35 protein-coding genes are annotated in these 24,903 nt (G+C 73.3%); 17 read left to right on the forward strand and 18 right to left on the reverse strand.

Translation table 11 applies throughout. From position 1 onward, the window contains the following. Positions 1-39 precede the first annotated feature (39 nt). A complete protein-coding gene (locus tag IE207_RS13565; protein WP_190184401.1) occupies positions 40-732 on the forward strand; it encodes a UdgX family uracil-DNA binding protein in 693 nt (230 codons plus the stop codon). Between the two features lie 73 nt (positions 733-805). On the opposite strand, the gene IE207_RS13570 is transcribed toward IE207_RS13565, so the two are convergent. From IE207_RS13570 to IE207_RS13585, 4 genes are read right to left on the reverse strand one after another with little or no spacing between them, the layout of a single operon-like run. Then, positions 806-1,162 carry an STAS domain-containing protein gene (locus tag IE207_RS13570; RefSeq protein ID WP_190184402.1) on the reverse strand — a complete coding sequence of 119 codons (357 nt, stop codon included), beginning with the start codon at positions 1,160-1,162 and terminating at the stop codon, positions 806-808. Positions 1,163-1,198: 36 nt separating this feature from the next. Continuing rightward, complete coding sequence (locus tag IE207_RS13575) at positions 1,199-1,600, reverse strand: hypothetical protein (RefSeq protein ID WP_190184403.1); 402 nt, start codon at positions 1,598-1,600, stop codon at positions 1,199-1,201. Positions 1,601-1,645: 45 nt separating this feature from the next. Beyond that, positions 1,646-2,566 (reverse strand): Rieske (2Fe-2S) protein, encoded by a 921-nt coding sequence (locus tag IE207_RS13580; RefSeq protein ID WP_229873699.1) that lies wholly within the window; start codon positions 2,564-2,566, stop codon positions 1,646-1,648. Between the two features lie 28 nt (positions 2,567-2,594). After that, positions 2,595-3,092, reverse strand: coding sequence for a DUF5709 domain-containing protein (locus IE207_RS13585; protein WP_229873700.1), 498 nt, complete (start codon positions 3,090-3,092; stop codon positions 2,595-2,597). Between the two features lie 149 nt (positions 3,093-3,241). On the opposite strand from IE207_RS13585, the gene IE207_RS13590 reads away from it, so the two are divergent. After that, positions 3,242-3,442: a hypothetical protein gene (locus tag IE207_RS13590; protein ID WP_190184404.1), complete on the forward strand. Its 201-nt coding sequence runs from the start codon at positions 3,242-3,244 to the stop codon at positions 3,440-3,442. A 30-nt stretch (positions 3,443-3,472) separates the two neighbouring features. Here the strand turns inward: IE207_RS13590 and IE207_RS13595 are convergent, their stop codons facing one another. The 3 genes from IE207_RS13595 to IE207_RS13605 form a co-directional block, all read right to left on the reverse strand. Continuing rightward, positions 3,473-3,835 carry a GvpU-like protein gene (locus IE207_RS13595; protein ID WP_190184405.1) on the reverse strand — a complete coding sequence of 121 codons (363 nt, stop codon included), beginning with the start codon at positions 3,833-3,835 and terminating at the stop codon, positions 3,473-3,475. Positions 3,836-3,926: 91 nt separating this feature from the next. Further along, entirely contained in the window at positions 3,927-4,301 is a 375-nt protein-coding gene (locus tag IE207_RS13600; RefSeq protein ID WP_190184406.1) for a hypothetical protein, read from the reverse strand. Between the two features lie 115 nt (positions 4,302-4,416). Next, entirely contained in the window at positions 4,417-4,725 is a 309-nt protein-coding gene (locus tag IE207_RS13605) for a plasmid stabilization protein (protein ID WP_190184407.1), read from the reverse strand. Between the two features lie 253 nt (positions 4,726-4,978). Here IE207_RS13605 and IE207_RS13610 point away from each other — a divergent pair, with 253 nt between their 5' ends. Beyond that, positions 4,979-5,254 carry an isoamylase early set domain-containing protein gene (locus IE207_RS13610; RefSeq protein ID WP_190184408.1) on the forward strand — a complete coding sequence of 92 codons (276 nt, stop codon included), beginning with the start codon at positions 4,979-4,981 and terminating at the stop codon, positions 5,252-5,254. A gap of 49 nt (positions 5,255-5,303) precedes the next feature. Here the strand turns inward: IE207_RS13610 and IE207_RS13615 are convergent, their stop codons facing one another. After that, a complete protein-coding gene (locus tag IE207_RS13615; RefSeq protein ID WP_190184717.1) occupies positions 5,304-6,317 on the reverse strand; it encodes a DNA topoisomerase IB in 1,014 nt (337 codons plus the stop codon). A gap of 105 nt (positions 6,318-6,422) precedes the next feature. Between IE207_RS13615 and IE207_RS13620 the strand changes: the two genes are divergently transcribed. From IE207_RS13620 to IE207_RS13650, 7 genes are all read left to right on the forward strand, one after another. After that, positions 6,423-6,809 (forward strand): VOC family protein, encoded by a 387-nt coding sequence (locus IE207_RS13620; protein WP_190184409.1) that lies wholly within the window; start codon positions 6,423-6,425, stop codon positions 6,807-6,809. A gap of 153 nt (positions 6,810-6,962) precedes the next feature. Beyond that, the gene (locus IE207_RS13625) at positions 6,963-7,496 is read left to right on the forward strand and encodes a hypothetical protein (RefSeq protein WP_190184410.1); all 534 of its coding nucleotides are present in this window, start codon (positions 6,963-6,965) and stop codon (positions 7,494-7,496) included. Between the two features lie 187 nt (positions 7,497-7,683). Beyond that, positions 7,684-7,902, forward strand: a complete 219-nt coding sequence (locus tag IE207_RS13630; RefSeq protein ID WP_190184411.1) for a hypothetical protein — start codon at positions 7,684-7,686, stop codon at positions 7,900-7,902. A 70-nt stretch (positions 7,903-7,972) separates the two neighbouring features. After that, positions 7,973-8,128 carry a hypothetical protein gene (locus tag IE207_RS13635; RefSeq protein ID WP_190184412.1) on the forward strand — a complete coding sequence of 52 codons (156 nt, stop codon included), beginning with the start codon at positions 7,973-7,975 and terminating at the stop codon, positions 8,126-8,128. Between the two features lie 89 nt (positions 8,129-8,217). Further along, positions 8,218-8,433 (forward strand): hypothetical protein, encoded by a 216-nt coding sequence (locus tag IE207_RS13640; protein WP_190184413.1) that lies wholly within the window; start codon positions 8,218-8,220, stop codon positions 8,431-8,433. 81 nt (positions 8,434-8,514) lie between these two features. After that, positions 8,515-9,048, forward strand: coding sequence for a type 1 glutamine amidotransferase domain-containing protein (locus tag IE207_RS13645; RefSeq protein ID WP_190184414.1), 534 nt, complete (start codon positions 8,515-8,517; stop codon positions 9,046-9,048). A 16-nt stretch (positions 9,049-9,064) separates the two neighbouring features. Then, complete coding sequence (locus IE207_RS13650; protein WP_190184415.1) at positions 9,065-9,331, forward strand: GlsB/YeaQ/YmgE family stress response membrane protein; 267 nt, start codon at positions 9,065-9,067, stop codon at positions 9,329-9,331. A 107-nt stretch (positions 9,332-9,438) separates the two neighbouring features. Here IE207_RS13650 and IE207_RS13655 read toward each other — a convergent pair whose 3' ends face one another. Then, complete coding sequence (locus tag IE207_RS13655; protein ID WP_190184416.1) at positions 9,439-10,671, reverse strand: FUSC family protein; 1,233 nt, start codon at positions 10,669-10,671, stop codon at positions 9,439-9,441. Positions 10,672-10,837: 166 nt separating this feature from the next. Here IE207_RS13655 and IE207_RS13660 point away from each other — a divergent pair, with 166 nt between their 5' ends. The 3 genes from IE207_RS13660 (at position 10,838) to IE207_RS33120 (ending at position 12,659) form a co-directional block, all read left to right on the forward strand. Then, positions 10,838-11,398, forward strand: a complete 561-nt coding sequence (locus IE207_RS13660; protein WP_190184417.1) for a hemerythrin domain-containing protein — start codon at positions 10,838-10,840, stop codon at positions 11,396-11,398. Between the two features lie 203 nt (positions 11,399-11,601). Continuing rightward, on the forward strand, positions 11,602-12,006 hold the full coding sequence (locus IE207_RS13665) for an ATP-binding protein (RefSeq protein ID WP_190184418.1): 405 nt from the start codon (positions 11,602-11,604) through the stop codon (positions 12,004-12,006). Between the two features lie 119 nt (positions 12,007-12,125). Beyond that, a complete protein-coding gene (locus IE207_RS33120; RefSeq protein ID WP_229873701.1) occupies positions 12,126-12,659 on the forward strand; it encodes a DUF5133 domain-containing protein in 534 nt (177 codons plus the stop codon). 77 nt (positions 12,660-12,736) lie between these two features. Here IE207_RS33120 and IE207_RS13675 read toward each other — a convergent pair whose 3' ends face one another. The 4 genes from IE207_RS13675 to pgm form a co-directional block, all read right to left on the reverse strand. Continuing rightward, complete coding sequence (locus IE207_RS13675) at positions 12,737-12,913, reverse strand: CsbD family protein (protein WP_190184419.1); 177 nt, start codon at positions 12,911-12,913, stop codon at positions 12,737-12,739. 47 nt (positions 12,914-12,960) lie between these two features. Beyond that, positions 12,961-13,227 carry a DUF4235 domain-containing protein gene (locus IE207_RS13680; protein WP_190184420.1) on the reverse strand — a complete coding sequence of 89 codons (267 nt, stop codon included), beginning with the start codon at positions 13,225-13,227 and terminating at the stop codon, positions 12,961-12,963. A 112-nt stretch (positions 13,228-13,339) separates the two neighbouring features. Continuing rightward, complete coding sequence (locus IE207_RS13685) at positions 13,340-14,230, reverse strand: oxygenase MpaB family protein (RefSeq protein ID WP_190184421.1); 891 nt, start codon at positions 14,228-14,230, stop codon at positions 13,340-13,342. A gap of 56 nt (positions 14,231-14,286) precedes the next feature. Further along, positions 14,287-15,927 carry a phosphoglucomutase (alpha-D-glucose-1,6-bisphosphate-dependent) gene (pgm, locus tag IE207_RS13690; RefSeq protein ID WP_190184422.1) on the reverse strand — a complete coding sequence of 547 codons (1,641 nt, stop codon included), beginning with the start codon at positions 15,925-15,927 and terminating at the stop codon, positions 14,287-14,289. Positions 15,928-16,237: 310 nt separating this feature from the next. Between pgm and IE207_RS13695 the strand changes: the two genes are divergently transcribed. Genes IE207_RS13695 through IE207_RS13705 form a run of 3 tightly spaced genes read left to right on the forward strand, consistent with a single transcriptional unit; the run spans position 16,238 to position 18,815 of the window. Continuing rightward, complete coding sequence (locus IE207_RS13695; RefSeq protein WP_190184719.1) at positions 16,238-17,089, forward strand: SDR family oxidoreductase; 852 nt, start codon at positions 16,238-16,240, stop codon at positions 17,087-17,089. A gap of 13 nt (positions 17,090-17,102) precedes the next feature. Further along, a complete protein-coding gene (locus IE207_RS13700; RefSeq protein ID WP_190184423.1) occupies positions 17,103-18,296 on the forward strand; it encodes an amidohydrolase in 1,194 nt (397 codons plus the stop codon). A 15-nt stretch (positions 18,297-18,311) separates the two neighbouring features. Next, positions 18,312-18,815, forward strand: a complete 504-nt coding sequence (locus tag IE207_RS13705) for a metallophosphoesterase family protein (RefSeq protein WP_190184424.1) — start codon at positions 18,312-18,314, stop codon at positions 18,813-18,815. A gap of 4 nt (positions 18,816-18,819) precedes the next feature. Here the strand turns inward: IE207_RS13705 and IE207_RS13710 are convergent, their stop codons facing one another. The 5 genes from IE207_RS13710 to IE207_RS13730 form a co-directional block, all read right to left on the reverse strand. Continuing rightward, positions 18,820-19,182: an STAS domain-containing protein gene (locus IE207_RS13710; RefSeq protein WP_190184425.1), complete on the reverse strand. Its 363-nt coding sequence runs from the start codon at positions 19,180-19,182 to the stop codon at positions 18,820-18,822. A 61-nt stretch (positions 19,183-19,243) separates the two neighbouring features. Further along, a complete protein-coding gene (locus IE207_RS13715) occupies positions 19,244-20,479 on the reverse strand; it encodes a PP2C family protein-serine/threonine phosphatase (protein WP_190184720.1) in 1,236 nt (411 codons plus the stop codon). Positions 20,480-20,577: 98 nt separating this feature from the next. Further along, complete coding sequence (locus IE207_RS13720; RefSeq protein WP_190184426.1) at positions 20,578-22,170, reverse strand: phytoene desaturase family protein; 1,593 nt, start codon at positions 22,168-22,170, stop codon at positions 20,578-20,580. Continuing rightward, the gene (locus IE207_RS13725; protein WP_190184427.1) at positions 22,157-22,612 is read right to left on the reverse strand and encodes an SRPBCC family protein; all 456 of its coding nucleotides are present in this window, start codon (positions 22,610-22,612) and stop codon (positions 22,157-22,159) included. The genes IE207_RS13720 and IE207_RS13725 overlap by 14 nt, the downstream gene beginning before the upstream one ends. A gap of 78 nt (positions 22,613-22,690) precedes the next feature. Further along, the gene (locus IE207_RS13730; RefSeq protein WP_190184428.1) at positions 22,691-23,677 is read right to left on the reverse strand and encodes an SDR family NAD(P)-dependent oxidoreductase; all 987 of its coding nucleotides are present in this window, start codon (positions 23,675-23,677) and stop codon (positions 22,691-22,693) included. Between the two features lie 258 nt (positions 23,678-23,935). Between IE207_RS13730 and IE207_RS13735 the strand changes: the two genes are divergently transcribed. After that, positions 23,936-24,898 (forward strand): UDP-glucuronic acid decarboxylase family protein, encoded by a 963-nt coding sequence (locus IE207_RS13735; protein WP_190184429.1) that lies wholly within the window; start codon positions 23,936-23,938, stop codon positions 24,896-24,898. The last annotated feature ends 5 nt before the right edge of the window (positions 24,899-24,903 follow it).

Here is a 24,903-nt window from a genome sequence, read left to right on the forward strand (position 1 = left end):
AGGGCGGACCAGGCGTGGCAGGGCAGGGAGGTGGGACCCATGGCCGACGGCACGAGTGCCAACCCCGGGACCCTGCCCTCCGTCGGACGGCAGTACGACGCCGGCCCCTACCTGCCCCGCCACGGCGGCCTCGGCGCCCTGCGCCGGGCCGCCGCCGGCTGCCAGGGCTGCCCCCTGTTCGAGCACGCCACCCAGACGGTCTTCGGCGCCGGACCGGCGCACGCCCGGCTGCTGCTGGTCGGTGAGCAGCCCGGGGACCAGGAGGACCGCCAGGGCGAGCCGTTCGTCGGCCCCGCGGGGCGGCTGCTGCACCGGGCGCTGGAGGAGGCCGGCCTCGGCGACGAGGACACGTACGTGACGAACGCGGTCAAGCACTTCAAGTTCACGACCGCCGCGCGGGGCAAACGCCGTATCCACAAGGCCCCGAACCTGCGGGAGATGTCCGCGTGCAGGCCCTGGCTGGTGGCGGAACTGCGCCTGGTGGAGCCCGAGGTGGTGGTCGTGCTCGGCGCCACGGCGGGCCGCGCCCTGCTCGGAAGTTCTTTCAAGGTGGGGGAGCAGCGTGGTGTGCTGAGGCCGATGCCCGCTCTGGGCGAGGACCCCTCGGACTCCTGGCCGGGGCAACTGCTGGCGACCGTCCACCCCTCCTCCGTACTGCGCTCCGACGACCGGGAGGCGGCGTTCCGGGGGCTGGTCGGCGACCTTTCGGTGGCCGCGGCCGCGCTGGCCTAGGGCCGGGCCGGGAGCCTCACGCAGACGAGGCGACCCCACCCAGACGAGGCGGCCCCACCCAGACGAGGCGGCCTCACTCGGACGAGGACGAGCGGGTGGACCGGCCGCGGGCCTCGGCGAGGGTCGGGGCGATCTCCAGCTCCATTTCGGCGGCGAAGAGCCGCAGCAGTTGCGCGAACTGCTCCGGCACGGGGCCGGCCACGATCAGGTGGTCCTCGCGGTCGCCGGCGAGCAGGATGTTCAGCAGCGAGGAGTCGGCGAAGGTGACGCGGGCGATGTCCACCACCCGGCGCACGCCCTCCCGGGCCGCGTCGGCGAGCACTTGCGCCAGCGGACCGACGCTGTCGACGTCGAACTCGCCCGACAGCACGACCACCCGGACCCCGTCCTCGTCGAGGAGGACCTGGATTCTCGGGTGGTCGTAGGTCATGGCGCCGTCGGTGCGACCTCGGGTGCACCTGCCCGTTCAGCTGCCACGGCGTCCGCCGGCCGGCGGGTCCTGGGGGTCGACACCGGTGTACGCGGAGGCGTCCTTGGTTCCGCTGGGGCGCCGGGAGGCGCCTTTCTCTCCCATGTCGTGGTGACCCTTGTCGCCGGAGCCCGACCCCTTGCTCTTGTGTTCGCCGCGCCGCCCGCCGGTCTTGACCGGGGTGCCCTCGTCGGCCTTGACCGGTGAGGCCTTGGTCGGCGAGCGGCGGTCCGGGCCGTCGGTCGCGTACTCGTCGGTGTGGAACGAGCGGTGCGCGCTCGGGTTGTCCTGCTGACGGGTGGAGTCCACGTCCGGGGCCCATCCGTGCTGCTCGGTCCCTTCGTGGCGACTGGGACCCTCACCGTGTGACGGGTGTCCGGATTTCCTGTTCTTGGACATGCACTGCACCTCCTGGGCTCGTGCGCGGCCGGTGCCCCGGATTCATCAGGGGGAGGACGGCCGTGGGGTGTGGAAGGGACGCAGCCGCGCCTCGACGTGACCGTCGACGACGCGCGTCTCGAAAGACGGCTGCGGGGCGGTGGCCGGCCCCTTGACGTTCCAGCCGTCCGAGAGCCTGAACACACTGCCGTGCCAGGGGCAGCGTACGCAGCCGTCGGCGATCTCGCCTTCGGACAGCGGTCCGGCCATGTGGGAGCAGCGATCCGCGAGGACGTGCACGGCGCCGCCCGCCGCGCGGACGACGAGTACGTCCACCCCGTCCACGCTCGCGCGGACCGGCCGGTCCACGGCGAAGTCAGCGACCGGTCCGACGCGGTGCCAGCCCTCCCCCACCAGGTGGGTGACGCCTTCGGCGTGGTTGGCGCCCGCGGCCTGCCGGTAGGCGAGGTGGCCGCCCAGTGCGCCGCCCGCCGAGACGGCCGCCAGCCCCGCCGCAGACAGTGCCCTGCCCCGCCAGGTCCGGCCCCGTGCCCGGGCCAGGAACGAGCCGGCGTACAAGCAGAGGCCGACGCTGTTGGTGAGGGCGTGCACGAGCCCTACGCGGGCCTGCTCGGGGGGCAGCTCGGCCCAGTCCGTCCAGCCCGCCAGGGCAGCGGGGACGGCGGTGACCACTCCCACCCCGATGAGGGCGTGCGCCGCGCGGCGCTGGCCGGGCAGCAGGTCCAGGACGGCGGAGGAGAACCAGGCCCCGAGCGGCACCTGGACGAGCGGCGGGTGCGCCGGGTGGCCGATGGGGCGGCCGTGAAGGACGTCCCGGGCCGCTCCCAGCGGGAGGGCGCGTACGGCGCGGCGGATGGCTTCGATGGCCCCGTCGGCCACCGGGGTCTGCTCCAGCCGCTCCATCGCGGTCAGAACCGGCCCGGGGCCGTTGCCTGCGGTGCCGAGTGCGGTGTTTCGTAGGTCCATGGCGGGCGCCTACCCCGAGTCGGGGACGCTATGGGGTTCCGCCGCGGGGCGGTCCGGACTCTTCCCGCTCGCGCGGGTCCCCGCCGTACTCGGGGGCGGTGTTGCGGCCCACCACGTGCATCGCGGCCTCTTCCGCTGATTCGGCTCCGCCGTCGGTGCCCACGTCGTGGGCCAGTACGTCGAAGGCCCGCCGGGGGTGGTCGTCCTCCACGGGCGCGAGCCGGCCGACGGTGTCGCCTGGGAGGGGCTCGGGGCGGGGACCGGTGTCCCGGCCGTCCTGGCCCACGTCGGGGGTCTCCTGGGCGAGGCGCTGGTCCAGGGTTTCGCCCTCGCGCTGCTCGGCCGCCGTGGTGCCGTGGCGGGATACGGCGCGGGGCCGGTCGGGGGTCTCGTAACCCTCGTCGAGGCGCTGGTCGGCGTCCGGCTCGTCGAGCGCGTTCTCCATGTCGGGCTGGTATTCGGCGCGCTGGTCACCGTTCTGCGGCTGGTACACCTCGTCGCCCTGCGTGTTGCTGTCGTCGGCCATGATCGTCGCCTTTCCCGGGTCTCGTGAGACGGCCCTCGGCGGGCGCCTACCCCGTCCCGCGGGCCTCACACGGCAGCCGACGAGCTCCCGCATGGCCGGCCCGCAGGCGGGTAGCCGCCGGGAACCGGAACGTACGGAGGGAGCGAGCCATGGACGACCAGGGCGGCGCGGGCGGCGTCCCACTCCACCACGACGAAGGCGAGGCGAAGCGCCGGGCACCTCGCGCGGACCAGCCGGCGAGGGAACGGCCCGCGAAGAGCGGCGAGCCGCAGGACCGGCGGTCCGAACGGACCGAAGGGGACCAGGACCGCAACCGTGAGGGGAAGGGCCCGGCCAAGGGCCCCGAGTAGATCGGGGGGCAGAGTCCCGGCGACGGGTCCTCAGCGCTCGGAGAAGCTGAAATCGCCCATCGTCCAGGCGCTGACGTCCTTGATCGCGATGCGGTACATTCCGCCGGTCTCGGGGATGCCGACGGTGCCCTGCAGGATCCGGGCCACGTGGAAGTGGAGGTGGGCCGGCGGGGAGGGGGACATCGTGTGCGAGTCCAGGAAGATGTTCGCGAAGGCGCCGAGCTGGTCCGAGTCCTTGAGGACCTCGGCGACGCGCTGGCGCCACACGCTCTCCGGCGCGAGGCGGCCCGTGATCACGGCGCCGTGCACCACGACGGTGAGGGCCATCTGATTGGTCGGCTCCGACTCCACGGCAGCGGCGATGGCGACAAGGAGGTCGTCAGGCTTCGACATGGGTACGGAGTCTACAAGGTCCGACTCCGGGGGCCCAGCCCGGTACGCCGGAACCGGGCCGCGCCGGGCCGGGGTTGGCGGAGTGCGGGGCTCACGAAGAGCGCAACAGCAGCTCGACTTCCCGTTCCTGGTCCCCGGCGACGGTGCCCTTCGCCTCGACCGTGAAGGCCTCCGTCAGCGCGGACAGGACCCGGTCCACCGCGCGCGGGCCGCCCTGCAATCCGACCCGGACCGTGCCGTCGAGTGCGACGGGGCCCGTCGGCGCGGCCGGTCTTCCGGCGTCGATGGTCGTGCTCCAGACGGTGGGCTGCCCCTGGTGGTCCCGGGCATGCGTCTCCATGCCCTCCGCCCCGCCGTCCGGGAACGCCCGTTCCAGGAACCCGATGAGGGTACGGGCACACTCCGGCGAGCAGTCGGTGGCCGTCACCAGCACCGCGTCGTCCGCGTGCCGCGCTTCGCTGTTCATCACGTCGCCTTTCCTCAGGGTCCTTGCCCGTACTCCGCGGCCCTCGCGAGGGCGGTCACGCGCGGCGCGGCGGACCGGCGGGGGCCGGTCCGCCGCGGCGGCGGCGCTCCACCGCTCAGCGCCCGAGAGCCTTCTTGAGCTGGTCCTTGTTCATCGCGGAGCGTCCCTCGATGCCCCGCTTCTTCGCCTCTTCGTACAGCGCGTCGCGGGTGGGCCCCGAGGAGCCGCTGCCGGAGCCGGTGCTGCGGCCCGAACCGGAGGAGCTGCGGCCCGACGACTTCGTCTCGCCGGAGCGGGCCCGCTCCTTGTTCACCGTACGGCCGGCCATTTCCTTCGCCCGGCCCTCCGACATGCCGCGCTCCTGGCCGGACTCCTTGATGTGCTCGTACTGGCGCTCGCGCTTCCCGCTGGATCCTCGGGGCATCGCAGTTCTCCTCACGCATAGGGGTGGACACGGCCATGCTGCGGGCCGGCGCCGGCTCCCGCACCCCCGGAGCGGCCACCCGGAGGTACGCCGCCCCGGCGGCGGCACCCTTGCGCGCCCCACCCGCAAACCACGGCGTTTTCAACGGGATTGGCGTACGGGTGAAACCTTTCCCTGTTTCACGCGCCCCAGGCCGTCGCCGGTCACCCCACTGGCACAGTGGCCGCACCCACTTCGGCCAAAGGAGATCCACGTGCTCGAACGCAAGCGGCGCAAGAACGGGACCGAGGTCACCTTCGTCCTTCCGGCCGACAATCCGCCCGGGCCGGTCAGCGTGGTGGGCGACTTCAACGACTGGCAGCCGGGCACCCACGTACTGGCTCCCCGCGAGGACGGTCTGCGCGCCGTGACCGTCGAACTGAGCGGGAAGAAGACACACACGTTCCGGTACCTCGCCGCGGGCGACTACTGGTTCGACGAGGAGCAGGCCGACGGCCACGACGGCACCAACAGCCACCTGCGCACCTGAGGCCGCGGCACCCGGCCCCGCACCGGAGGTCCGGCGGGTACCCGCCGGTTCAGCCGAGAAGTTCCAGTACCGCCGCCTCCACCTCGCCGTGGGTGGCCGGGTGCCCGTAGACGACGTCCGCGCCGAGCCGGTCCAGCGCGGGCTTGATCGTGACACCGCTCTCGTAGAGCTCGAAGAGCCTCGGGTTGATGTACGAGGAGCGGCAGACCGCCGGCGTGTTCCCCAGGTAGCCGCTCACCTCGCGCACCGCCCGCGCCACCGCCTTCGTACGCCGGGCCCGGGACTCCCCGGCGACGTCGGCCGAGACGGCGAGGGCGACCGCGGCCAGGACCGTGGCGTGCCAGGTCCGGAAGTCCTTGGCGGTGATGTCCGCACCGGACCGGCTGCGCAGATAGTCGTTGACGTCGCCGGCGCGCACGTCGTGCCAGATACCGCCCTGCCGGTACACGAAGAGCTGCGACTGCCCGTCGCACCGGCGCAGCAGGGACCTGACGACGGCGTACGCGGCGGGGTCCACCAGGGCGCGGGTCTGCTCCTGGCCGGATTTGCCGGGGTAGCGGAAACAGACCTCGCCGCGGCTGCAGACGGCGTGTTCCCGCAGCAGCGTGGTCAGCCCGTACGCCTGGTGGTCGCGCCGGTACGCGGCCCCGCCCACGCGGAAGAAGCCCAGGTCGAGCAGGCGGGCCGAGCAGGCCAGGACCCGGTCCCGGCCGAGCCCCCGGGTCCCGAGGTCCGCTTCGATGCCCTGGCGCAGCCTCGGAAGCCGTGTCGCGACGTCCAGCACGTGTTCGTGTTTGGCGGCTTCCTGCCGCTCCCGGAACGCCGCGTGGTAGAGGTACTGCCGGCGGCCCGCCTCGTCGGTTCCCATGGCCTGGATGTGGCCGCCGGGCCACGGGCAGATCCATACGTCGGTCCAGGCGGGCGGGATCACCAGTGAGCGCAGCCGCTCCCGCTCCGACGGCTCGGTGAGCGGCGCTCCCGTCAGGTCCAGGTAGCGGAATCCGCGGCCGTGGCGTACGCGGGCGTACCCGGGCCGGTCGGGGCGGCTCGTGCGCAGCCGCATGGTCCTCTTCGGCATGATGCCGGGCGTCTGCCCGGTTCCGGCACGGATACCCCCGGTACACGTGTCTGCGCCCGGACGGGGCGGGCGGCCTCTAGATTCGTCCGCATGGTGCACGTACTGGGCAGCAGGGTCCTGCTGACCCCCACGGATCCCGACCGGTCCCGCGCGTTCTACGGCGGGGCCCTGGGCCTCGCCGTGTATCGGGAGTTCGGTACGGGTCCCGAGCGCGGGACGGTCTATTTCCTCGGCGGCGGATTCCTGGAGGTGTCGGGCCGTTCACCGACCCCGCCTGCCCCGGGGCTGCGGCTGTGGCTTCAGGTCGCCGATGTGCGGGCGGCGTACGAGGAGCTGCTGGAGCGGGGGGTCGGGGTGCTGCGGCCGCCGCTGCGAGAGCCGTGGGGGCTGATCGAGATGTGGATCGAGGACCCGGACGGTGTGCGGATCGCCGTCGTGGAGGTGCCGGCGGACCATCCGCTGCGGCTGCGCCCGTGAGCGTCGGGCGCGCGCCTGACGTGAGCGTCGGGGGCGTGCCCGCCGCGGCGGCCGTGTCGTGCGCCACGATCCGGGCCGGGGCATTCCAATGGGGCTGATGCGGCCGTTATCGTGACGATTCACCCGCTTCCCTATCCGCCCGGATGGTCTCCAGTGCCCGCAGACACCTCCCTGTCCCCGCTCATGGCGGCGACGACGCACTGGCTGACCCGCGCCTACCCCGCCGGCAGCGGCGCGCTCCAGCGGAGCCTGGCGGAGGCCCAGGCCCGGCAGGCCGTCACGGTCGCCGCGTGGCTGCGGTACCCGACGGACCTCGACGCGCAGCTGGTCGCGCTGACGGGGCCGGGCGGCTCCGGCCGCCTGGACTGGATCACCGGTGCGGACGCCCACTGCGAGGACGAGGAGCGCGACGACGTCTGGCGCTGCTGGGTCGACGAGGTCGTGGCCAGCTGGGCGGCATGCCTGCTGACCACACCGTCGCTGGCTTCGGCGGCGGTCGCCGCGCTGGCCTCGACGGAGCACGCCGACGCCGTCCCGGTGGCCTTCCGCCGCCTGACGGACCCCGCGGTGGACGACCGCTGCGCGGCGGCGCTGCTGCGCCACCCGGACCTGCTGGCACCGATAGCGGACCTGCACCGCCCGGGCCTGCTGGACTGCCTCGGGGCGGACACCGCGCTGACGGGCTGAGCGCAGCGCGCGCCGGGTCCGTTTCCCGGGCATCGAGCAGGGTAGGCGCCGTCGCGCGGGGTGCGGTCTTGGCCGTCCCGGCCGCGACGGAGGCCGCATTCCGCCCGCAGCCCGGGGGCCGCGCCGCGGGTGCACCCGTACGCGCGCAGCGGGCGACGCACTCGGCGACACGACCGAGGATGGGAGCATGTCCGCCCGACTTGTGATCTACCCTCCGGACGAGAACGGCTGGCGCCGGGTGCGTTACGACGGCGTCGCCATCGGCGTGGCCCACAAGCCCTCCGACATCCTCGTCTTCCTCAGTGCGGCCGGGATGGAGGATCCCGGGGACCTGGACCTCACCGATCCCGAGCTCGTCGAGTGGCGCGGCCCCGGACCCGAATCGTGGGCGGAGTCGCCCCCGTGAGCACGACCCGGAGACGCCCGCCGACATCCCGGCCGACGTTGCGGCCGGCGTACGAGAGGAGGCCCGCGCGATGGAACAGCCGAACGAGAACGAGCCGGCCCGCGAGAAGGCGGCCCAGGTCGCCCTTTCCCTCCAGGACAGCCGCCGGACCGTGATGGCGACGGCGGCCGGCGCCCTCGCCGTGGCCGCGGCCTTCCTGGCCCACCGGCGCCGCTGCCGCTCCTAGTGCCGTTCCCGGGAGCCTTGCGGCAGGTTCCGTGCGGCGCGACGGGGCACGCGTGACGGGGACACGCTCGTCCGACGCAAAGGATCCCCATGCTCGTCGTCGCGCTGCTCACTCCCCCCGTCATGCTGGCCGCCGTGCTGGCCCTCGGGCGGTACGAAGAACGTCTCCTGGGCGCGCCGGCCGCCGGGCCCGCCCGCCGGCCCGCGCCGGCCCCTCCCCCGCGGGTCCACCGGCCGCCCGGCGCGCACCGTCGCGTGGCCGTGGGCAGGGTCACCCGCTTCCCCGTGCGAAACGAGCTGGTTTGAGATGGCTCCTCCCCGGCAAGGGGCGACAGACGACGGACGAATTACGTGTCTCATCCCGATTCGCACAGGAAGGACCGACCCATGCGTGTGGCGTTTTTGACGGCTACGGAGGGCATCGAGCAGGTCGAGCTCACCCAGCCGTGGCAAGCAGTGATCGACGCCGGCGGCAACCCCCAGCTCGTCTCGACGGAGCCGGGCCGCGTCCAGGCGTTCAACCACCTCGACAAGGCGGACACCTTCCCCGTCGACCTCGTCGTCTCGCAGGCCTCGGCGGAGGACTTCGACGGACTGGTCCTTCCGGGTGGTGTCGCCAACCCGGACGCGTTGCGGACGAACGCCGAAGCGGTGGCCTTCGTACAGAGCTTCTTCGACGCCGGCAAGCCGGTCGCGGCGATCTGCCACGCCCCGTGGACCCTGGTGGAAGCCGACCGCGTCCGCGGCCGCACGATGACCTCGTGGCCGAGCCTGCGCACGGATCTCCGCAACGCCGGCGCGACCTGGGTCGACGAAGCCGTACAGGTGTGCACGGCCGGCCCCAACACGCTCGTCACCAGCCGCAAGCCCGATGACCTGCCGGTGTTCTGCAAGACCTTCCTGACCGAGTTCAACCGCTGAGAGGACACCCATCCGCATGGGCATCATCGCCTGGATCCTGATCGGCCTGCTGGCCGGGCTCATCGCCAAGGCCATCACCCCGGGCAGGGACCCCGGCGGCTGCCTGATCACCATGGTGATCGGCATCGTCGGCGGCCTGCTCGGCGGGTGGCTCGGCAAGGTGATCTTCGGCGTGGACTCGATCAACGGCTTCTTCCACCTTTCGACGTGGATCGCGGCCGTCGTCGGTTCCGTCATCGTGCTGCTGGTCTACCGGCTGATCGCCGGGCGCAGGGGCGCCTGACGGCGCTCCCGCCCGAAAGCCGGCCCCCACCGCTCGCGGTGGGGGCCGGCTTTCGTCCGTCCGTGCCGGCGCCCGTCCGCCCTTCGGGTGCGGCTCCTCGGGTCACCTCACCACCGGCGCGGCCGGCGGCCCTCGTCGTCCGTGGGGCGGGCACGCAGCTGGCCGGCCAGGCGGTGCAGGCGGGGGAAGCGCTCGCGCCGCAGCTGCGAGTGGCGGTCGAGTTCCTCGATGAGCCGCTCGGAACGTTTCTCCACGCCGAGTTCGTCCAGGACCCGGTCCGCCTCGGCGAGCAGGGCTCCTGAGAGCTGCCACTGGCCGGGCTCGGTGCGGACCTGTTCCAGGAGCAGTTCCGCGAGCCGGTCCCGGCTCACGCGGGCGGTCTTGAGCTCCTCGGTCAGCCTGCTCTCGGCTTCCTCGGCGTTGGCACTGACCTGCGCGGTGATCAGCTGGGCGAAGCTCTCGACGGCGATGGCCGTGTGTGCGTAGAGCTCCCGCAGCGCCTGCGCGATGTGCGCCGGAAACAGCGGCCCCTCGGGCCGCGCCTGGGCCAGGTCGGTCAGGGTCCGGCAGGTGACGCGCAGCACCACCGCGCAGATCTCCAGGGTGTCCAGTCCCGTGCGCAGCACCAGACGGAACAAGAGCCCTTCGCGTACGCGCGGGTTCAGCCGCAGGCTGTCCTCCGCCTGCCGCAGGGCGGCGTCGACCTGGGCGATGTCGTTGTCGAGCCGGCGCGCCTCGTGCAGGCGGGCGGCGGCCTTCTCCACCGGGGTGTGCTCGTCGAGTTCGTCGGTGATGTGCACCATCAGGGCACGGATCCGACGGGCCAGGTCGGTGATCGCCTCGCTCGCCGGCCCGACCCACACGGGCGGCACGAACAGGACGTTGAACAGCAGGCCGACGGCGGCGCCGATCAGGGTCTCCAGCACCCGGTCCCAGGCGGTGTCCGCGACCCGGGTGACACCGAGGACCAGCATGGCGCTGATCGCGACCTCGGGGACGAACTCCCCGGCCTTCACCAGCGGTCCGATGGTGAGCGAAACCAGGATGATCAGGCCGAGGCTCCACCAGGTCAGGCCCACCAGTGCGCTGAACCCGATCGCGAGCAGCACTCCGGCCACAACGGAGTTGACCCGGCGGATGCCTGTGGTGAGGGTCGAGTAGAGGGTGACCTGTACGACGAGCAGCGCGGTGAGCGGAGCGGTCAGCGGGGCGGGTTCGCCGCTGAGCCGCAGGGCGACGACGTACGAGATCACGGCGGCCGCGGTGGAGCGGACGGTCTGGACGACGGCGGGCTCCCGGTGCCGGCGCACCAGCTGGCGCAGTGGAGCAGAGAGTGACATGACCCGCCCTTTCCCCTTCGCGTGAAGATCAACGCGGTACGGCGCGCGCAGTACACACCGGATATGTCACGACACGCTACGTGAGGACCAATGCCCCGACGGCTCGCTGCGCGGCGGTTCACTGGGTGGCCTGAATCGGACCATCGGCACGAGCGAGGAGAGCGGCATGGGACACGGCGGCGACGTCATCGCGGAACTCACCACGGATCACGAGGAGGTGGAGGAGCTCTTCACCAACATCCAGGAACTGCCGTCGGGCGACGCGCGCAGGAAGCACTACGCGGACCAGGCGATCATGGAGCTGGTCCGGCACTCCGTGGCCGAGGAGTCCTACCTCTACCCGGCCGTCCGCGAGCACCTGCCCCAGGGGGACAGCATCGCGGACAAGGAGCTGGAGGACCACGCGATGGCCGAGCGCACCATGAAGGACCTTGAGGGCTGCGACGCGGACGACCCCCGTTTCGACGCCCTGATGACCAAGCTCATGGCCGAGATCCGCGCCCACGTGGCCGACGAGGAGAACAACCTCTTCCCGCAGCTGCGCGCCGCCTGTACCCCGGACATGCTCATGAAGCTCGGCGACAAGGTCCGCCAGGCGAAGAAGATGGCCCCCACCCGCCCGCACCCCTCCGCGCCCGACAAGCCGCCGGCCAACAAGCTGCTCGCCCCTGGCGTCGGCCTGGTCGACCGGCTGCGCGACGCGATGAGCGGACGGGGCAAGGACTGACACGGCCCGTGACCGGCGGCTCCGGAGACCGGGACGTCCGGCCTCCGGGGCGCCGTCGGTCCGGCCGAGCGGCGCCTTTCCGAAGGAATTCGAAGGAAAGGGAAAAGCGGCGGGAAAAGTGACGCATGCCCGATACATGGAGGGTCGGGCCACGGGCAGGCGGAAAACGTAACCCGCAAGGCGCGCGCAGGGAGACAGCGTTCATGGACACCGCACTCGTCCAGCACCGCATCACGCTCGCACCGGAGCCGGGGGTGGGGGCGGCCGCCCGCGACACTGCCCACCGCTTCCTGGCCGACGCGAGGGACCACGGCGGTGCCGTACCGGACCCGGCCCAGGACACCCTGCTGCTCCTGGTGACCGAGCTCGTCACGAACGCGCTGCGCCACACCGACGGCCCCTGCACCCTCTGCCTGACGTTGCAGCCGGCCGCCATCGACGTCGACGTCACGGACACCAGCCCGCACCCGCCGGTGCCCCGGACCCCCGACCACACGGGGCGCGGAGGCTGGGGGTGGAACCTCGTGCACCACCTGACGGAAGCCGTCGAGATCCGGCCGACCGCGGACGGGGGGAAGACCATCCACGCCCGTATCGCCCTGGAGTAACGCCGGGCCCGGCCGGAACGCGCCGCTGACCGCGATTTGACCGCATACCGGGATACGGCATGCCTCATACCGGGCACACTCCGGCCCGAAGCGGCAGGAGAAGCGGAGGCGACGAGCGGATGACCGAGACACCCCTACCCCAGCGCCGCCGCACGCCCGCGGCCTCCGGTCCCGCCGTCGGCGCCGCGGCGGCGGCCCGCGCCCGCGCCGAGGTGGCGACGGGGATCCTCATGGCACTGGTGCCGTGCAGCGCCGAGACCGCCCGCCGACTGCTCACGGCGGCCGCGGAGGAGGCGGGCACCACGGCGGAGGAGGGCGCCGCAGCGGCCGTCGCGCTGCTTTCGGGCCCGGACGAACCCACCGCCGTCCAGCAGGCGCTGCGCACTGCCATGCGCCGGGCCAGGTCCGGGCCGCAGCAGGAAGCCGGGGCGCGGCTGCTGCCCGGGGCGGACGTGCTGCGCGAGCAGGTGGCACGCTTCCGGGCGCTGCGCCGGGAGGTGCTCAAGTCCCCGGGGGACGCGGCCCTCCGGCGCGGGCTGGACGACGCCGTGTACACGTTGTGCGTGATGATGGGCCGCCGGACTCCGCACGATGCGCTCAAGGCCGCCGAGACGCTGATCGGCGCGCGGCCCCGGCCGGAGCAGGGCGGCTGAGGAAGCAGACGGCTCCGCCCGGCTGGTACCGGGCGGAGCCGTCCGTTCTCACTCGTCGTGTCAGGTTCCGGCTGGTGTCACAGCGAACGCTTGCTGCCCTTGGTCCGGGTCTTGGTTTCTTCCAGCGCGCTCTTCGCCTTGCCCTTGGCCTGGTCCATCTTGCCTTCGGCGGCCATCTTGTCGTTGCCGGTGGCCTTGCCCGTGGCTTCCTTGACCTTGCCCTTTGCCTTGTCCATGCCGCCCTTGCCGGCCATGGTGACCTCCTTGGCTTGGTGTTCTTCGGTGTCGGCGTGCCCGACCGTCAGGCGGGCCAGGTGCCCGAGATGCGCCGTACGGCGGTCGCCCCGCCGCGTTCGACCGCGGCCTTGACGACGGCGAAGATCGCCCCTTGCAGGGCGGCCGCGAGCAGGATCTCCCGCCAGGTCCTGCCCTCGTCCGTGGCGTCCGGCGCGTCGTCCTCATGGCCCGCCAGTTTCCAGACCTGCTTGAACGTCACACCCGCCAGCATGCCGGCGCCGGCGCCGAGCGCCAGTCCCACCGGCTTGTAGGCGATCTTGGACTTGTTCACCGTCCGCGCTCCCTCCGTCGGCCCCGTGCTGATGTCCGGAGCACTTCCGCAGCGGCGTCTTCCCCGCCGCCGCCGGGATAAGCCCGGTGGCGGGTGGTTTTCCGCCTACGGCTCAGCGGGGCCCGGCGGGCTCCTCGCGGGGCGGGAGTGCCCCCATCGCCCACCGGATCGTCCCCGTCAGCGCCCGCCCGGACAGGCGTACGAGGTCTTGCGGCACGTACGGCGCCGCGCGCAGTCCGAGCGCCGCGCGGGCCCACGGCGGCAGCATGCGGACCGCGTTGGCCGCCAGGAGGGCGTAGGGGCCGCGGGCGATCCACGGCAGCGGCGGCTCGCGGAGTATGAAGCGGGCCGCGTCCAGGGCCTGCGGGGTGGCTCGCAGTTCGGGCCGGTAGCCGGCGAGCCGGGCCGCGAGGGAGGCGCGGTCGACGGGCGGGGCGGGTACGCCGAGCGCGCGTGCGACCCGGGCGGTGTCGGCGATGTACGCGTCGCAGCCCGCGCCGTCCAGGGGGTGGGCCCCGTAGCGCTGGTGGGCACGGAGGAAGCTGTCGACCTCCGCCACGTGCACCCAGCACAGCAGGTGCGGGTCGGCGGCGTGGTAGGGCTCCCCGGCCGCCGTGGTCCCCCGGACCCGCTCGTGCACCTCGCGTACGTGGTCGACGGCGCGCTGGGCGTCCTCGGCGGTGCCGTAGGTGGTGACCGCGAGGAAGGTGCTGGTGCGCTGGAGCCGCCCCCAGGGGTCGCCGCGGAAGCCGGAGTGCGCGGCGACGGCAGCCATCGCGCGGGGGTGCAGGGACTGCAGGAGGAGTGCGCTGAGGCCGCCGATGAACATGGAGGCGTCGCCGTGGACGGTGCGGATGGGCCGCTCGGGGCCGAACCAGCGCGGGCCGGGAGTGCCGTGGATGCGGGCGCGGTTCTGCCGGCCCGCGGGCCCCGCCACGTGGGTGAACAGGCTGGTGCCGACCCGTTCCCGCAGGCCCTGGGCCGGCCGCTGCGACATGTCCATGCTCCCATCTTGCCGCGCGCCCGGGCGGGCCGGGGAGTCCCCGCCCGGCCACAGCACTAGGCGGAAAGGGCCGCGGAGACCACCGACCGCGCCGCGTCCTGGACTTCGGCGAGGTGTCCGGGGCCGCGGAACGATTCCGCGTAGATCTTGTACACGTCCTCGGTGCCGGAGGGGCGGGCCGCGAACCAGGCGTGGTCGGTGGTCACCTTGATCCCGCCGAACGCCGCGCCGTTGCCCGGGGCGCTGGTCAGCACACCGGTGACCGGGTCACCGGCGAGCGTGTCCGCGGTGACCTGCTGCGGGGACAGCCGGGCGAGCACCGCCTTCTCCTCCCGGGTGGCCGGGGCGTCGACGCGCGCGTACGCGGGCTCGCCGAACCGGGCGGTGAGCGCGGCGTACCGCTCCGAGGGGCTCTGTCCCGTCACCGCGAGGATCTCCGAGGCGAGCAGGGCGAGGAGGATGCCGTCCTTGTCGGTGGTCCACACCGAGCCGTCGCGGCGCAGGAAGGAGGCGCCGGCCGATTCCTCGCCGCCGAACCCGAGGGTCCCGCCCGCCAGTCCGTCCACGAACCACTTGAAGCCGACGGGCACTTCCACCAGTTCACGGCCGAGGTCGGCGGCCACCCGGTCGATCATCCCGGAGGACACGAGCGTCTTGCCGATGCCCGCGGAGCCCGGCCACCCCTCGCGGTGGCGGTAGAGGTAGTCGATCGCGGTGGCCAGGTAGTGGTTGGGGTTCATCAGGCCGCCGTCCGGCGTCACGATGCCGTGCCGGTCGGCGTCGGCGTCGTTGCCGGTCGTCACGTCGAACCGGTCGCGGCCCTCGATCAGGGAGGCCATCGCGTACGGGGAGGAGCAGTCCATGCGGATCTTCCCGTCCCAGTCCAGCGTCATGAACCGCCAGGTGGGGTCGGTTTCCGGGTTGACGACGGTCAGGTCGAGCCGGTGTTCCTCGGCGATGCGCCCCCAGTAGGCGACGGAGGCTCCCCCCAGCGGATCGGCGCCGATGCGTACGCCGGCCGCTCGGACGGCGTCCAGGTCGAGCACGGAGGGCAGGTCGCGGACGTAGGCGCCGAGGAAGTCGTACCTGCCGGTGGTGGCGGCCGCCAGCGCCCGGGCGTACGGGAGTCTGCGCACCTCTTTCGAGCCGCCGGCGATGATCTCGTTGGCCCGCTCCTGGATCCAGCCGGTCACCTCGGAGCCGGCGGGTCCGCCGTGGGGCGGGTTGTACTTGAACCCGCCGTCGGCGGGCGGGTTGTGCGAGGGGGTGACGACCACCCCGTCCGCCAGGGCTGCGGTACGGCCCCGGTTGTGGGTCAAGATGGCGTGGGAGACCGCGGGCGTGGGGGTGTAGCCGTCGGCGGTGTCGATGAGGACGCTCACGCCGTTGGCGGCGAACACCTCGATGGCCGTGACCCGGGCGGGTTCGGACAGCGCGTGCGTGTCGGCGCCGAGGAACAGCGGCCCGTCCACGCCCTGCCGGGCCCGGTACTCGCAGATGGCCTGGCTCGTCGCGGCGATGTGGTCCTCGTTGAAGGCCGTGGCGAGGGAGGACCCGCGGTGCCCCGAGGTGCCGAAACTGACACGCTGGTCCGGATCGGCGGGATCCGGGTGCAGCGCGTAGTACGCGGTCACCAGCCGGGGCACGTCGATGAGGTCCTCCGCTCGCGCCTGCTGGCCCGCTCGCTCGTTCGGCATCCGTTAGCTCCTCCGTACTGCTGGTCACTGCTGGTCCGTACTGCTGGACTGCTGGGGATTCCACTGCCGGGACTTCCTGCTGAGGGCTTCCCTCCCCCAGGGCCTACCCAGCGGCGGCGACTCCTACCGGCCGGCTTCGCTGCGTTCGTCCGGGTTTGGGACATCGGTCAGCGGTTAGCCGCACCGTGCCGGGGCACGCGCGGCAGCATCCGCGCGCTCCGGCCTGCCCCCCCGGACGGGGGCGGTGGAGCGCTCACCGAGGAGGTTGTGCCACGTGGAACGCAGCAGCGGGGCCCCTGACCCCACCACCATGTACCCCCGGCCGGAATTCCCGCAGCAGGAGCAGGAGCACCCGGGACGGTCCGGGTCGATGGATCCCGTGCCCGACCACGGCGAGACGTCCTACCGGGGCCACGGCCTGCTGGAGGACCGCAAGACCGTGATCACGGGCGGGGACTCCGGCATCGGCCGGGCGGTCGCGATCGCGTACGCCCGCGAGGGCGCCGACGTGCTCTTCACCTACCTTCCCGAGGAGGAGGAAGACGCCCGGCAGACCGAGCGCCTGGTGGAGGAGGCGGGCCGCAAGGCGGTGGCCGTGGTCTGTGACATCCGTGAGGAGGAGCAGTGCCGGGCGCTGGTGGACCGGGCAGTCACCGAGTTCGGCCGGATCGACGTGCTGGTGAACAACGCCGCCTACCAGATGGCGCAGCCGGAGGGGATCTCAGCGATCACCACCGAACAGTTCGACCGGGTCGTGCGCACCAACCTCTACGGGATGTTCTGGCTCTCGAAGATGGCCCTCCCCCACATCCCGTCCGGGGGCAGCATCATCAACACCACCTCCGTGCAGGCCTACCAGCCGAGCCCGCCGCTGCTGGACTACGCGATGACCAAGGGCGCCATCGTCACCTTCACCCAGGGGCTGGCGCAGATGACGGCGTCCGACGGGATCCGGGTCAACGCCGTCGCACCCGGGCCCGTCTGGACCCCGCTGATCCCGGCCACCATGCCCGACACCGCCGAGTTCGGCGCGCAGTCGCCGCTGGGGCGTCCGGCCCAGCCCGCGGAGCTGGCGCCCGCCTACGTCTTCCTCGCCTCGACGCAGGCGAGCTATCTCACCGCGGAGATCCTCAACGCCACCGGCGGGACCCCGCTCCCCTGACATCGGAGGACATGTGTCACACGACCACGAGGCCCTGTACACCCGGATCGAGGAGGAGGTGGCCCGCCGCGCCGACCGGCTCTGGGACATCAGCTGCACCCTGCACCGGGACCCCGAGACCGCCTACGCGGAGCACCGCTCGTCGGCGCTGCTGAGCGCGGAGTTCGAGCGTGAGGGATTCACCGTCGAGCGGGGCACGGCCGCACTGCCGACCGCGTTCGTCGCCCGGTCCGGCAGCGGGGCGGGGCCCCGGGTGGCCCTGCTGATGGAGTACGACGCGCTGCCCGGTCTGGGCCACGCCTGCGGCCACAACCTGATCGCGGCGGCCGGGCTGGGTGCGGCGGCCGCAGTACGGGCGGCCCTCGGCGACGGCGGGGGCACGGTCCTCGCCGTGGGGACGCCGGCCGAGGAGCGGGGCGGCGGCAAGGTGGAGCTGGTGTCGGCGGGGGTGTTCGACGGGGTCGACGCCGCGCTGATGTTCCACCCGGGGGTCCACAGCTGGGCGTGGGCGCCGCTGACGGCGCAGCGTCAGCTCCGGATCGGGTTCCACGGCCGCGCCGCCCACCCCACCGGCAACCCGACGGAGGGCGTCGACGCGCTCGCCGCTCTGGTGCAGCTGTTCAACACGACCGCCGTCCTCAGCCGGCGGCTGCCCGCCGGCTCGCACGTCCAGGGCATCGTGACGGACGGCGGCGAGTCCACCAACGTCGTACCCGCCTACGCGGAGGGCCTTTTCGGGCTGCGCGGCGCGACGACGGGCGCGCTGGAGGACCTGGCGGCGGAACTCGAGTCCTGCGCCCAGGGGGTGGCCAAGGCGACGGGCACCAAGGCCGAGGTCACCCCGGTCGGCACGGGGTACCGGCACTTCCGCAACAACCGGGCGCTGTCCGACCGGTTCACCCACCACATCGGGCGGGCCGGGATCGCGCTCGGGGATCCGGCGCCGGGGGTGTACCTGGGCTCGTCGGACATCGGCGACGTCAGCCACCGGGTCCCGGCCATCCACCCGTTCGTGGCCATCATGGACGAGCCGGGCTCCGACCACACCCCCGGTTTCGCGCTCGCCGCGGCCGCCCCCCGGGGACGGCGGGCGATGCTCGCCTCGGCGCGCGCCCTGGCCTGCACGGCGGCGGACGTGCTGCTGGACCCGGCGCTCAAGGAGACGGCCTGGGCGCAGCTGCGGTCGCAGGCCGCTTCGGGCGGATGACCGTACGGTGGCGGCATGCGCCTGCTGCTGATCTCCGACACGCACCTGCCGACCCGGGCCAAGGCCCTGCCCGCCGCCCTGGTCGAGGAGTGCGGGCGGGCGGACGTCGTGATCCATGCGGGTGACTGGGTCGACGAGGACGCCTACGCGCAGCTCGCGGGCCACGCCCGCGAGCTGGTGGGGGTGCACGGCAACAACGACAGCCCTGCGCTGTGCCGGCGGCTGCCCGAAGTGGCTCGGGTGGTGCTGGAAGGCGTGCGCGTCGGGGTGGTGCACGAGACCGGAGCCGCCGCGGGGCGGGAGGCGCGGTGCGAGCGGCGGTTCCCGGATCTGGACGTCCTCGTGTTCGGCCACAGCCACATCCCCTGGGACACCACCGCCCCCGGGGGCCTGCGGCTGCTGAACCCCGGCTCCCCCACCGACCGACGCCGCCAGCCCTTCCACACGTACATGACGGCCGTGGCCGCCGACGGTGAGCTGACCGGGGTCCGCTTGCACCGGCTGCCGCCCCGGGGCTGACGGCTCACCGGGGCTCGGGGGGCGCGCCCCGCTCGGGGAAGTGCCCGGCTCCGTCCGCGAGGAAGACCCGGCCCAGCCCGCTGATCTCCAGGAGCCGCACCAGGTGTGCGGGCACGCTCGTCAGGGTCACCGATCCGCCCGTGTCCTGGGCGTGGCGGCGCAGCTGCACCAGGACGCTGAGACCGGAGGAGTCGCAGAAGGTGACCGCGGAGACGTCCAGGACGAGGTGCGGGCTTTCGGCGAGCAGCCTCATGCCCTCCTCGCGCAGCTGCGGGGCGGTGTGCCAGTCCATGGCGCCGGCGAGCGCGACGACCAGCCGGGTACCGTCCCCCTCCCGGACGTTCAGGCGCAGGACGCTGTGGTTCACGGGCTGACTCCTGACGGACTCCCGGAACCGGTGTGCCGGGAAAGGGTTTTCGGGTGTCGTCTCACTGGTCCTGGCCGGTCAGGCCGGTGTGCTCCGCCGCCTCCCGCGTCCGCTCGGCGCTCGGTCCGAGCCATTCGCACAGCAAGATGGTGGCGTCGTCGCCCAGATGTCCGTCGTGGTGGTCCATGACCGCCTGGATGAGGCGGCGCAGGGTTTCGGGAACGGGCAGGCCGTCGGCGTGCCGGCGGATGAGGAAGTCGGTGAACCGTTCCAGGCCGAACTCGTTCGAGCCGGGGCGGCGGCGGGCCTCGGTGATGCCGTCGGTGTACAGCACCAGCCGGTCGCCGGGCTCCAGCTGCTCCCGGCAGAGCGTGACCGGCAGTCCGAGGTCGGTGCCCATGGGGTGGGCCGGCGGGCAGGCCGGCTGGCTGGGCCACCGGCCGGCCCTGATGACGAGGGGCGGGTGGTGGCCGCGGTTGACCCAGGTCAGCTCGCCGGTCGCGGTGTCGAGGTCGGCCAGGATCCCCGTCACGTACGAGTGGTGGCTGAACTGCTCGATCAGCAGTTCCTCCACCCGTTGGCTGATGCCGACGAGGTCCGAGCCCTGTCTGCGCGAGTTGCGGCAGGCGCCGACGGCGAGGTTGGCAGCCAGCCCGGCGGCCGTGTCGTGGCCCATGGCGTCGAAGATCGACAGGTGCACGACCGGGCCGTCCATGGCGTAGTCGAAGGCGTCGCCGCTGATCTGGTACGCGGGTTCCATGGCGGCCGAGATCACCACCCGGCCGTCCGCGTAGGTGCGCGGGGGCATCAGGTGCCACTGCATCTCCGCGGCGACGTTCATGGGTGCGGAGCGCACGAGGCGGGCGTAGGAGTCGCTGTGGTCCCGTTTGGTGACGATCAGCAGGGCGAGGAGCGAGGCGAGGGATTCGGCGTCCTGCCGGGCCATGTCGTCGTCGTAGGGGGTGGTCAGTCTGAGGAGGCCGAGGCGCTCGGTGCCGTCCAGCATGGGCACCCACCACTGGAGGCCGTTCTGCCCCGCCACGGGCACGATCTCGCTGTGCTGGTAGGAGCGGCCCGCCAGGGTGCCTTCTACCGGGACCTCGGCGTCCGCGGCCCGGGCGGTGGACGGGGGCCCGCCCACTCCCCCGCCGGTGAGCAGTCGCAGCACGCGGCCCTGTACGTCGGTCACGTAGACGGACAGGTCGCTGAATCCGGCGTGTTCGGCGTGGGCGCGGGCCTGGACCGGTACGAGTTCCATCGGCATGAGGTGGCTGGCCGCGAGCAGGCCCGTCAGCATGCGTCGGCTGCCTCGCTCGCGCTCGGTGGTCACGGAGTCCTCTCTCGCAGGCCGCCCGTCCACAGCCCAGTGCAGCACAAGGGGCGGACCGTCGCCTCTCAGGGCGCGGGGGTGCCCCGCAGGTTCAGGGCGCGCAGGGCCGTACGGGCGGCGTTGGCCCCGGGGGCTCCGTGCACGCCACCACCGGGGTGCGCCGTGGCCGAGGCGAGGTAGAGGCCGCGGACCGGGGTGCGGGGGCGGCCGGTGCCGGGGACGGGGCGAAAGAGCAGCTGCTGGTGCAGGTTGGTGGTGCCCTGGTTGACGGCGCCGCCGACCAGGGCGGGGTTGAGGCGCTCCAGGTCGGGGGGTGCGAGGACGCGGCGGGCCCGGACGGTGGCGCCGAAGCCGGGGGCGTAGCGTTCGATCTGCGCTTCGACGCGGGCGGCGATCTCCTCCTTCTCCCGTTCGTCCCACTTGCCGGTGATGGCGCCCGCGCCGTCCTGGCCGGCGTCGCCGGTGATGGCCTGCGGGACGTGGGTGTAGGCCCACGCGGATTCGGTGCCCGCCGGGGAGCGGGTGGGATCCGCCGTGGTCATCTGGCCGACGATCACGAACGGAACCCGCGGCACCTGGCTCATGGCGATCTGAGCGGAGAAGAGGGTGAGTTCGTCCAGGCCCTCGGCGAGGTGGACGGTTCCGGCGCGCCGGGCCCCCTCGGATCGCCAGGGGATCGGGCCGGACAGGGCCCAGTCCACTTTGACGGTGGCGAAGTCCCACTGGAAGCGCCTCAGGTCGGAGCGCAGGCGTGCGGGCAGGTGCTCCTCCCCCACCAGCCGTTCGTACAGGAGCGGGGCGGGGACGTCGGCGAGGACGGCCCGCCGGGCGGGGATCTCGACGCCGTCCTCGGTGCGCACCGCGACGGCGCGGCCGCCCCGGACCACGACGCGGGTGGCGGCCCGCGAGCAGTGCAGGGTGCCGCCGCGCGCCTCCAGCCTGCGCACCAGGGCCTCGGTGAGGGCGCGGGCGCCGCCGACGGGCACGGGGAAGCCGTACGCCTGGCCCAGCATGCACATCAGCCAGCCGAAGCCGCCGCCGAGCGCGGACTCGGGGCCGAGGTCGGCGTGCAGCGCGTTGCCGGCGATCAGCAGCCGGGCGCCCTCTCCGGAGAACTCCTCCTCGCCGAGCCTGCGCGCGGGCAGCAGCATGGTGCGCGCCACCCGCAGTCCCTCGGCCGCGCGCAACCGGGCCGCGAGCCTCAGGCCCGCGCGGACGGGCGGGAACGGGGTGAACAGGCAGCCGAGCACGTCGTCCCCGATGCGCTGCCAGAGGGCGTAGAGCCGCTCCCAGGCGGCTCCGTCCCCCGGCGCGAAGGCTTCGAGGGAGGCCGCGGTGTCGTGGACGCCGCTGCCGAGAACGGCGCACCTGCCGTCTTCGAGGGGGTGGGCGACGACGGCGGGGGCCCGGCTCCAGCGCAGGCCGTGCCGCTCCAGGTGCAGGTCGCGGATGACCGGGGAGGCGGCCGCGAGCGGGTAGAACGCGCTGAACAGGTCGTGCACGTAGTCGGGGTCGAGGCCGCGGTCGCTGCGGACCGCCCCGCCGGGCTCGGGAGCCGCCTCCAGGACGACGACCCGCCAGCCCGCGTCGGCCAGAATGTTGGCGGCGACCAGGCCGTTGGGACCGGCGCCGATGACCACCGCGTCAGGAGTCGCCATCGGGCCGGGCCCCCTTGGACTCGACGGCCCGGGCCAGGCGCCCGAGCATGCTGCGGTGGCGGAGCTGGACGAGGACGTCGATGGCGGCGTTGTGGAAGGAGCCGTTGCGGCCGCGCAGGGGGTGTTCGTCGATGATGACGAGCGTGTCCTTGCCCCAGGGTTTGATCTCGATGGCGATGCGGGCGCTGCCGCCCTTTCCCGCCATCGCCTCCAGTTCGAGCCTCTCGGGCGGCTCGCAGATGCGTACGACCGTCCGTCCCTCGTAGGTGAGGGGGCCGACCTTGACCTTGTAGCCGATGGTGGCGCCCTCCATCGGCCAGTGTCCGCCGGCCTCCCAGGACTCCTTGGTGCCGACCACCCAGTCGGCGTACCGGCTGCCGTCCCGCAGGACGTCCCACACCCAGGCGGGCGGACGGTGTACGAGCCGGTGCTGCACTGCCATGGCTCCTCCAGGGCTCGGTGGCACAGGTGCCCGGCGCCTACCCCGGGCAGCGGGGGTTCATACGGCGCCGGGCCGATGTCAGGTGGGCCGCCGACGGCCGGCGGCCCGGGCGCCGAGCAGTGCGGTGCAGGTCAGCGCCGTGGCCGCGGCCGTCCTGCGGGCCGCCGTGCGCCAGCCGCTGCCGCGGCCGCCGCGGACCGCCGAACTCCGCCCGGAGGGCACGTGCAGGTTGCCCGGGGAGTCGGGCGCGTCGCCGGCGGGATCCAGGTACCGGTGCTCGGTGCGCCGGGCGAGCGCGGCGCGGGTCAGGCCCGGGGCGAGGGTGTGGGCGGCCGCCAGGGACCGGGCGTAGGGGCCCACCAGCACGCGCGGCCTCGGGCGGCGCATCGCGCCGGTGAGGGCGCGCGCGACCCGCTCCGGGGTGGCCACGGGCGGCAGGGAACGCAGCTCGCGGCCGGTGTGGTTGGCGGCGTGCCGGAAGAAGGGCGTGTCGACGCCGGCGGGGAGCACGGTGCACACGCTGATGCCGCTCGCGCCCATGAGGGCGAGTTCCGTGCGCAGCACGTCGTCGAAGGTGACGAGGGCGGCCTTGGACATCGCGTATCCGGACATGTAGGGGGCCTGGACCACGGCGCCGAGCAGGGAGGCTACGTCGATGAGGATGCCTTCGCCCTGCCCGCGCATGACGGGCACGGCGGCCCGGGCCCCGTTGACGGCGCCGATGACGTTGACGTCGAGGAGGCGGCGCAGTTCACCGGGGGGCGTCTGGTCGAACCGGCCGAGGACGCCCACGCCGGCCGCGTTGGCCCACACGTCGATCCGGCCGAACCGGGCGGTGGCAGCCGCGGCGAGGGCGGTCACGGAGCCGGGGTCGGTCACGTCGGTGGGGACGGCCAGCGCCCGACCGCCGCGGCGCTCGCACTGCTGCGCCACGCGGTCGAGTTCCCGGGCGCTGCGGGCGGCGAGGACGACGTGCGCTCCGCGCCGCGCGCAGGCCAGGGCGGTGGCACGGCCGATGCCGCTGGACGCCCCGGTGATGACGACGACCCGCTTCTTGAGCTTCACACCCGGCGTCTGACCGGTTCGGCCTGATTCATGCCGCCTCGCCGCGCGCGGACGGCGCGGCCGGGGCCGGCGCGTGTTCACGTTCCGTGATTCACCGGAATGCAGTGCTCCCGAGTGCCCGTTCCTCCCGGCTGGCGGAGGCTGATGTCAATTCCCGGGGCTCCAGGGGCCCGCCGCCCGGCGCGGACCGCTGAGAGAGCGCCCCACCTGCCGCACGGGCGGTGGAGAGCCGGACCCACCCGCCAGAGGAGACCTTCGATGAGCACCGTCTCGACACAACGCTGGGAGCACGCCGTCGTCACCGGCGGCGCCGGTTTCGTCGGTTCACACCTGTGCACCGCGCTGCTGGACGCGGGCACAGCGGTGACGTGCGTGGACGATTTCAGCACGGGCCGGGCGGAGAACATCTCGGCGCTGGCGGACAGGCCGGGCTTCACGCTGCTGAGGGCCAACGTCTCGGAGCCGTTCACCGTGCCCCGCCCGCCGGACCTGGTGCTGCACCTGGCCTCCCCCGCCTCTCCGGCGGACTACCTGCGGCTGCCGCTGCACACGATGGAGGCGGGCAGCCTCGGGACCCGCAACGCCCTCGAACTCGCCCACCGCTGCGAGGCGCGCTTCCTGCTGGCCTCCACCTCGGAGGTCTACGGCGATCCGCAGGAGCACCCGCAGAACGAGCGCTACTGGGGCAACGTCAACCCGGTCGGCCCGCGCAGCGTGTACGACGAGGCGAAGCGCTTCGGCGAGGCGCTGACGACCGCCGAGGCCGGTTTCCACGGGACGGACACCTCCATCGTGCGGCTGTTCAACACCTACGGGCCGCGGATGCGCGGCTATGACGGCCGGGCAGTGCCCACCTTCATCCGCCAGGCCCTGGCGGGCGAGCCGCTGACGGTCACCGGTGACGGGTTGCAGACCAGGTCGCTGTGCTACGTCGACGACACGGTTGCGGGCATCCTCGCGATGGCCGCCCACGGCATGCGGGGCCCGGTCAACATCGGCAATCCGACCGAGATCACGATGCTGGAGCTGGCCCGGCTGGTCCTCGAACTCACCGGTTCCGATTCCGAGATCCGCTTCATCGAACGGCCCACGGACGACCCGAGCGTGCGCTGTCCCGACATCACGCTGGCCCGCGACAAGCTCCAGTGGGAACCGAGCGTGGCCGCCGAAGACGGCCTGCGGCGGACCATCGCCTGGTTCCGCGCCCAGCCGGACGACTGACGTCG

This window comes from Streptomyces cirratus, assembly GCF_014650775.1.
Classification (GTDB): domain Bacteria; phylum Actinomycetota; class Actinomycetes; order Streptomycetales; family Streptomycetaceae; genus Streptomyces; species Streptomyces cirratus.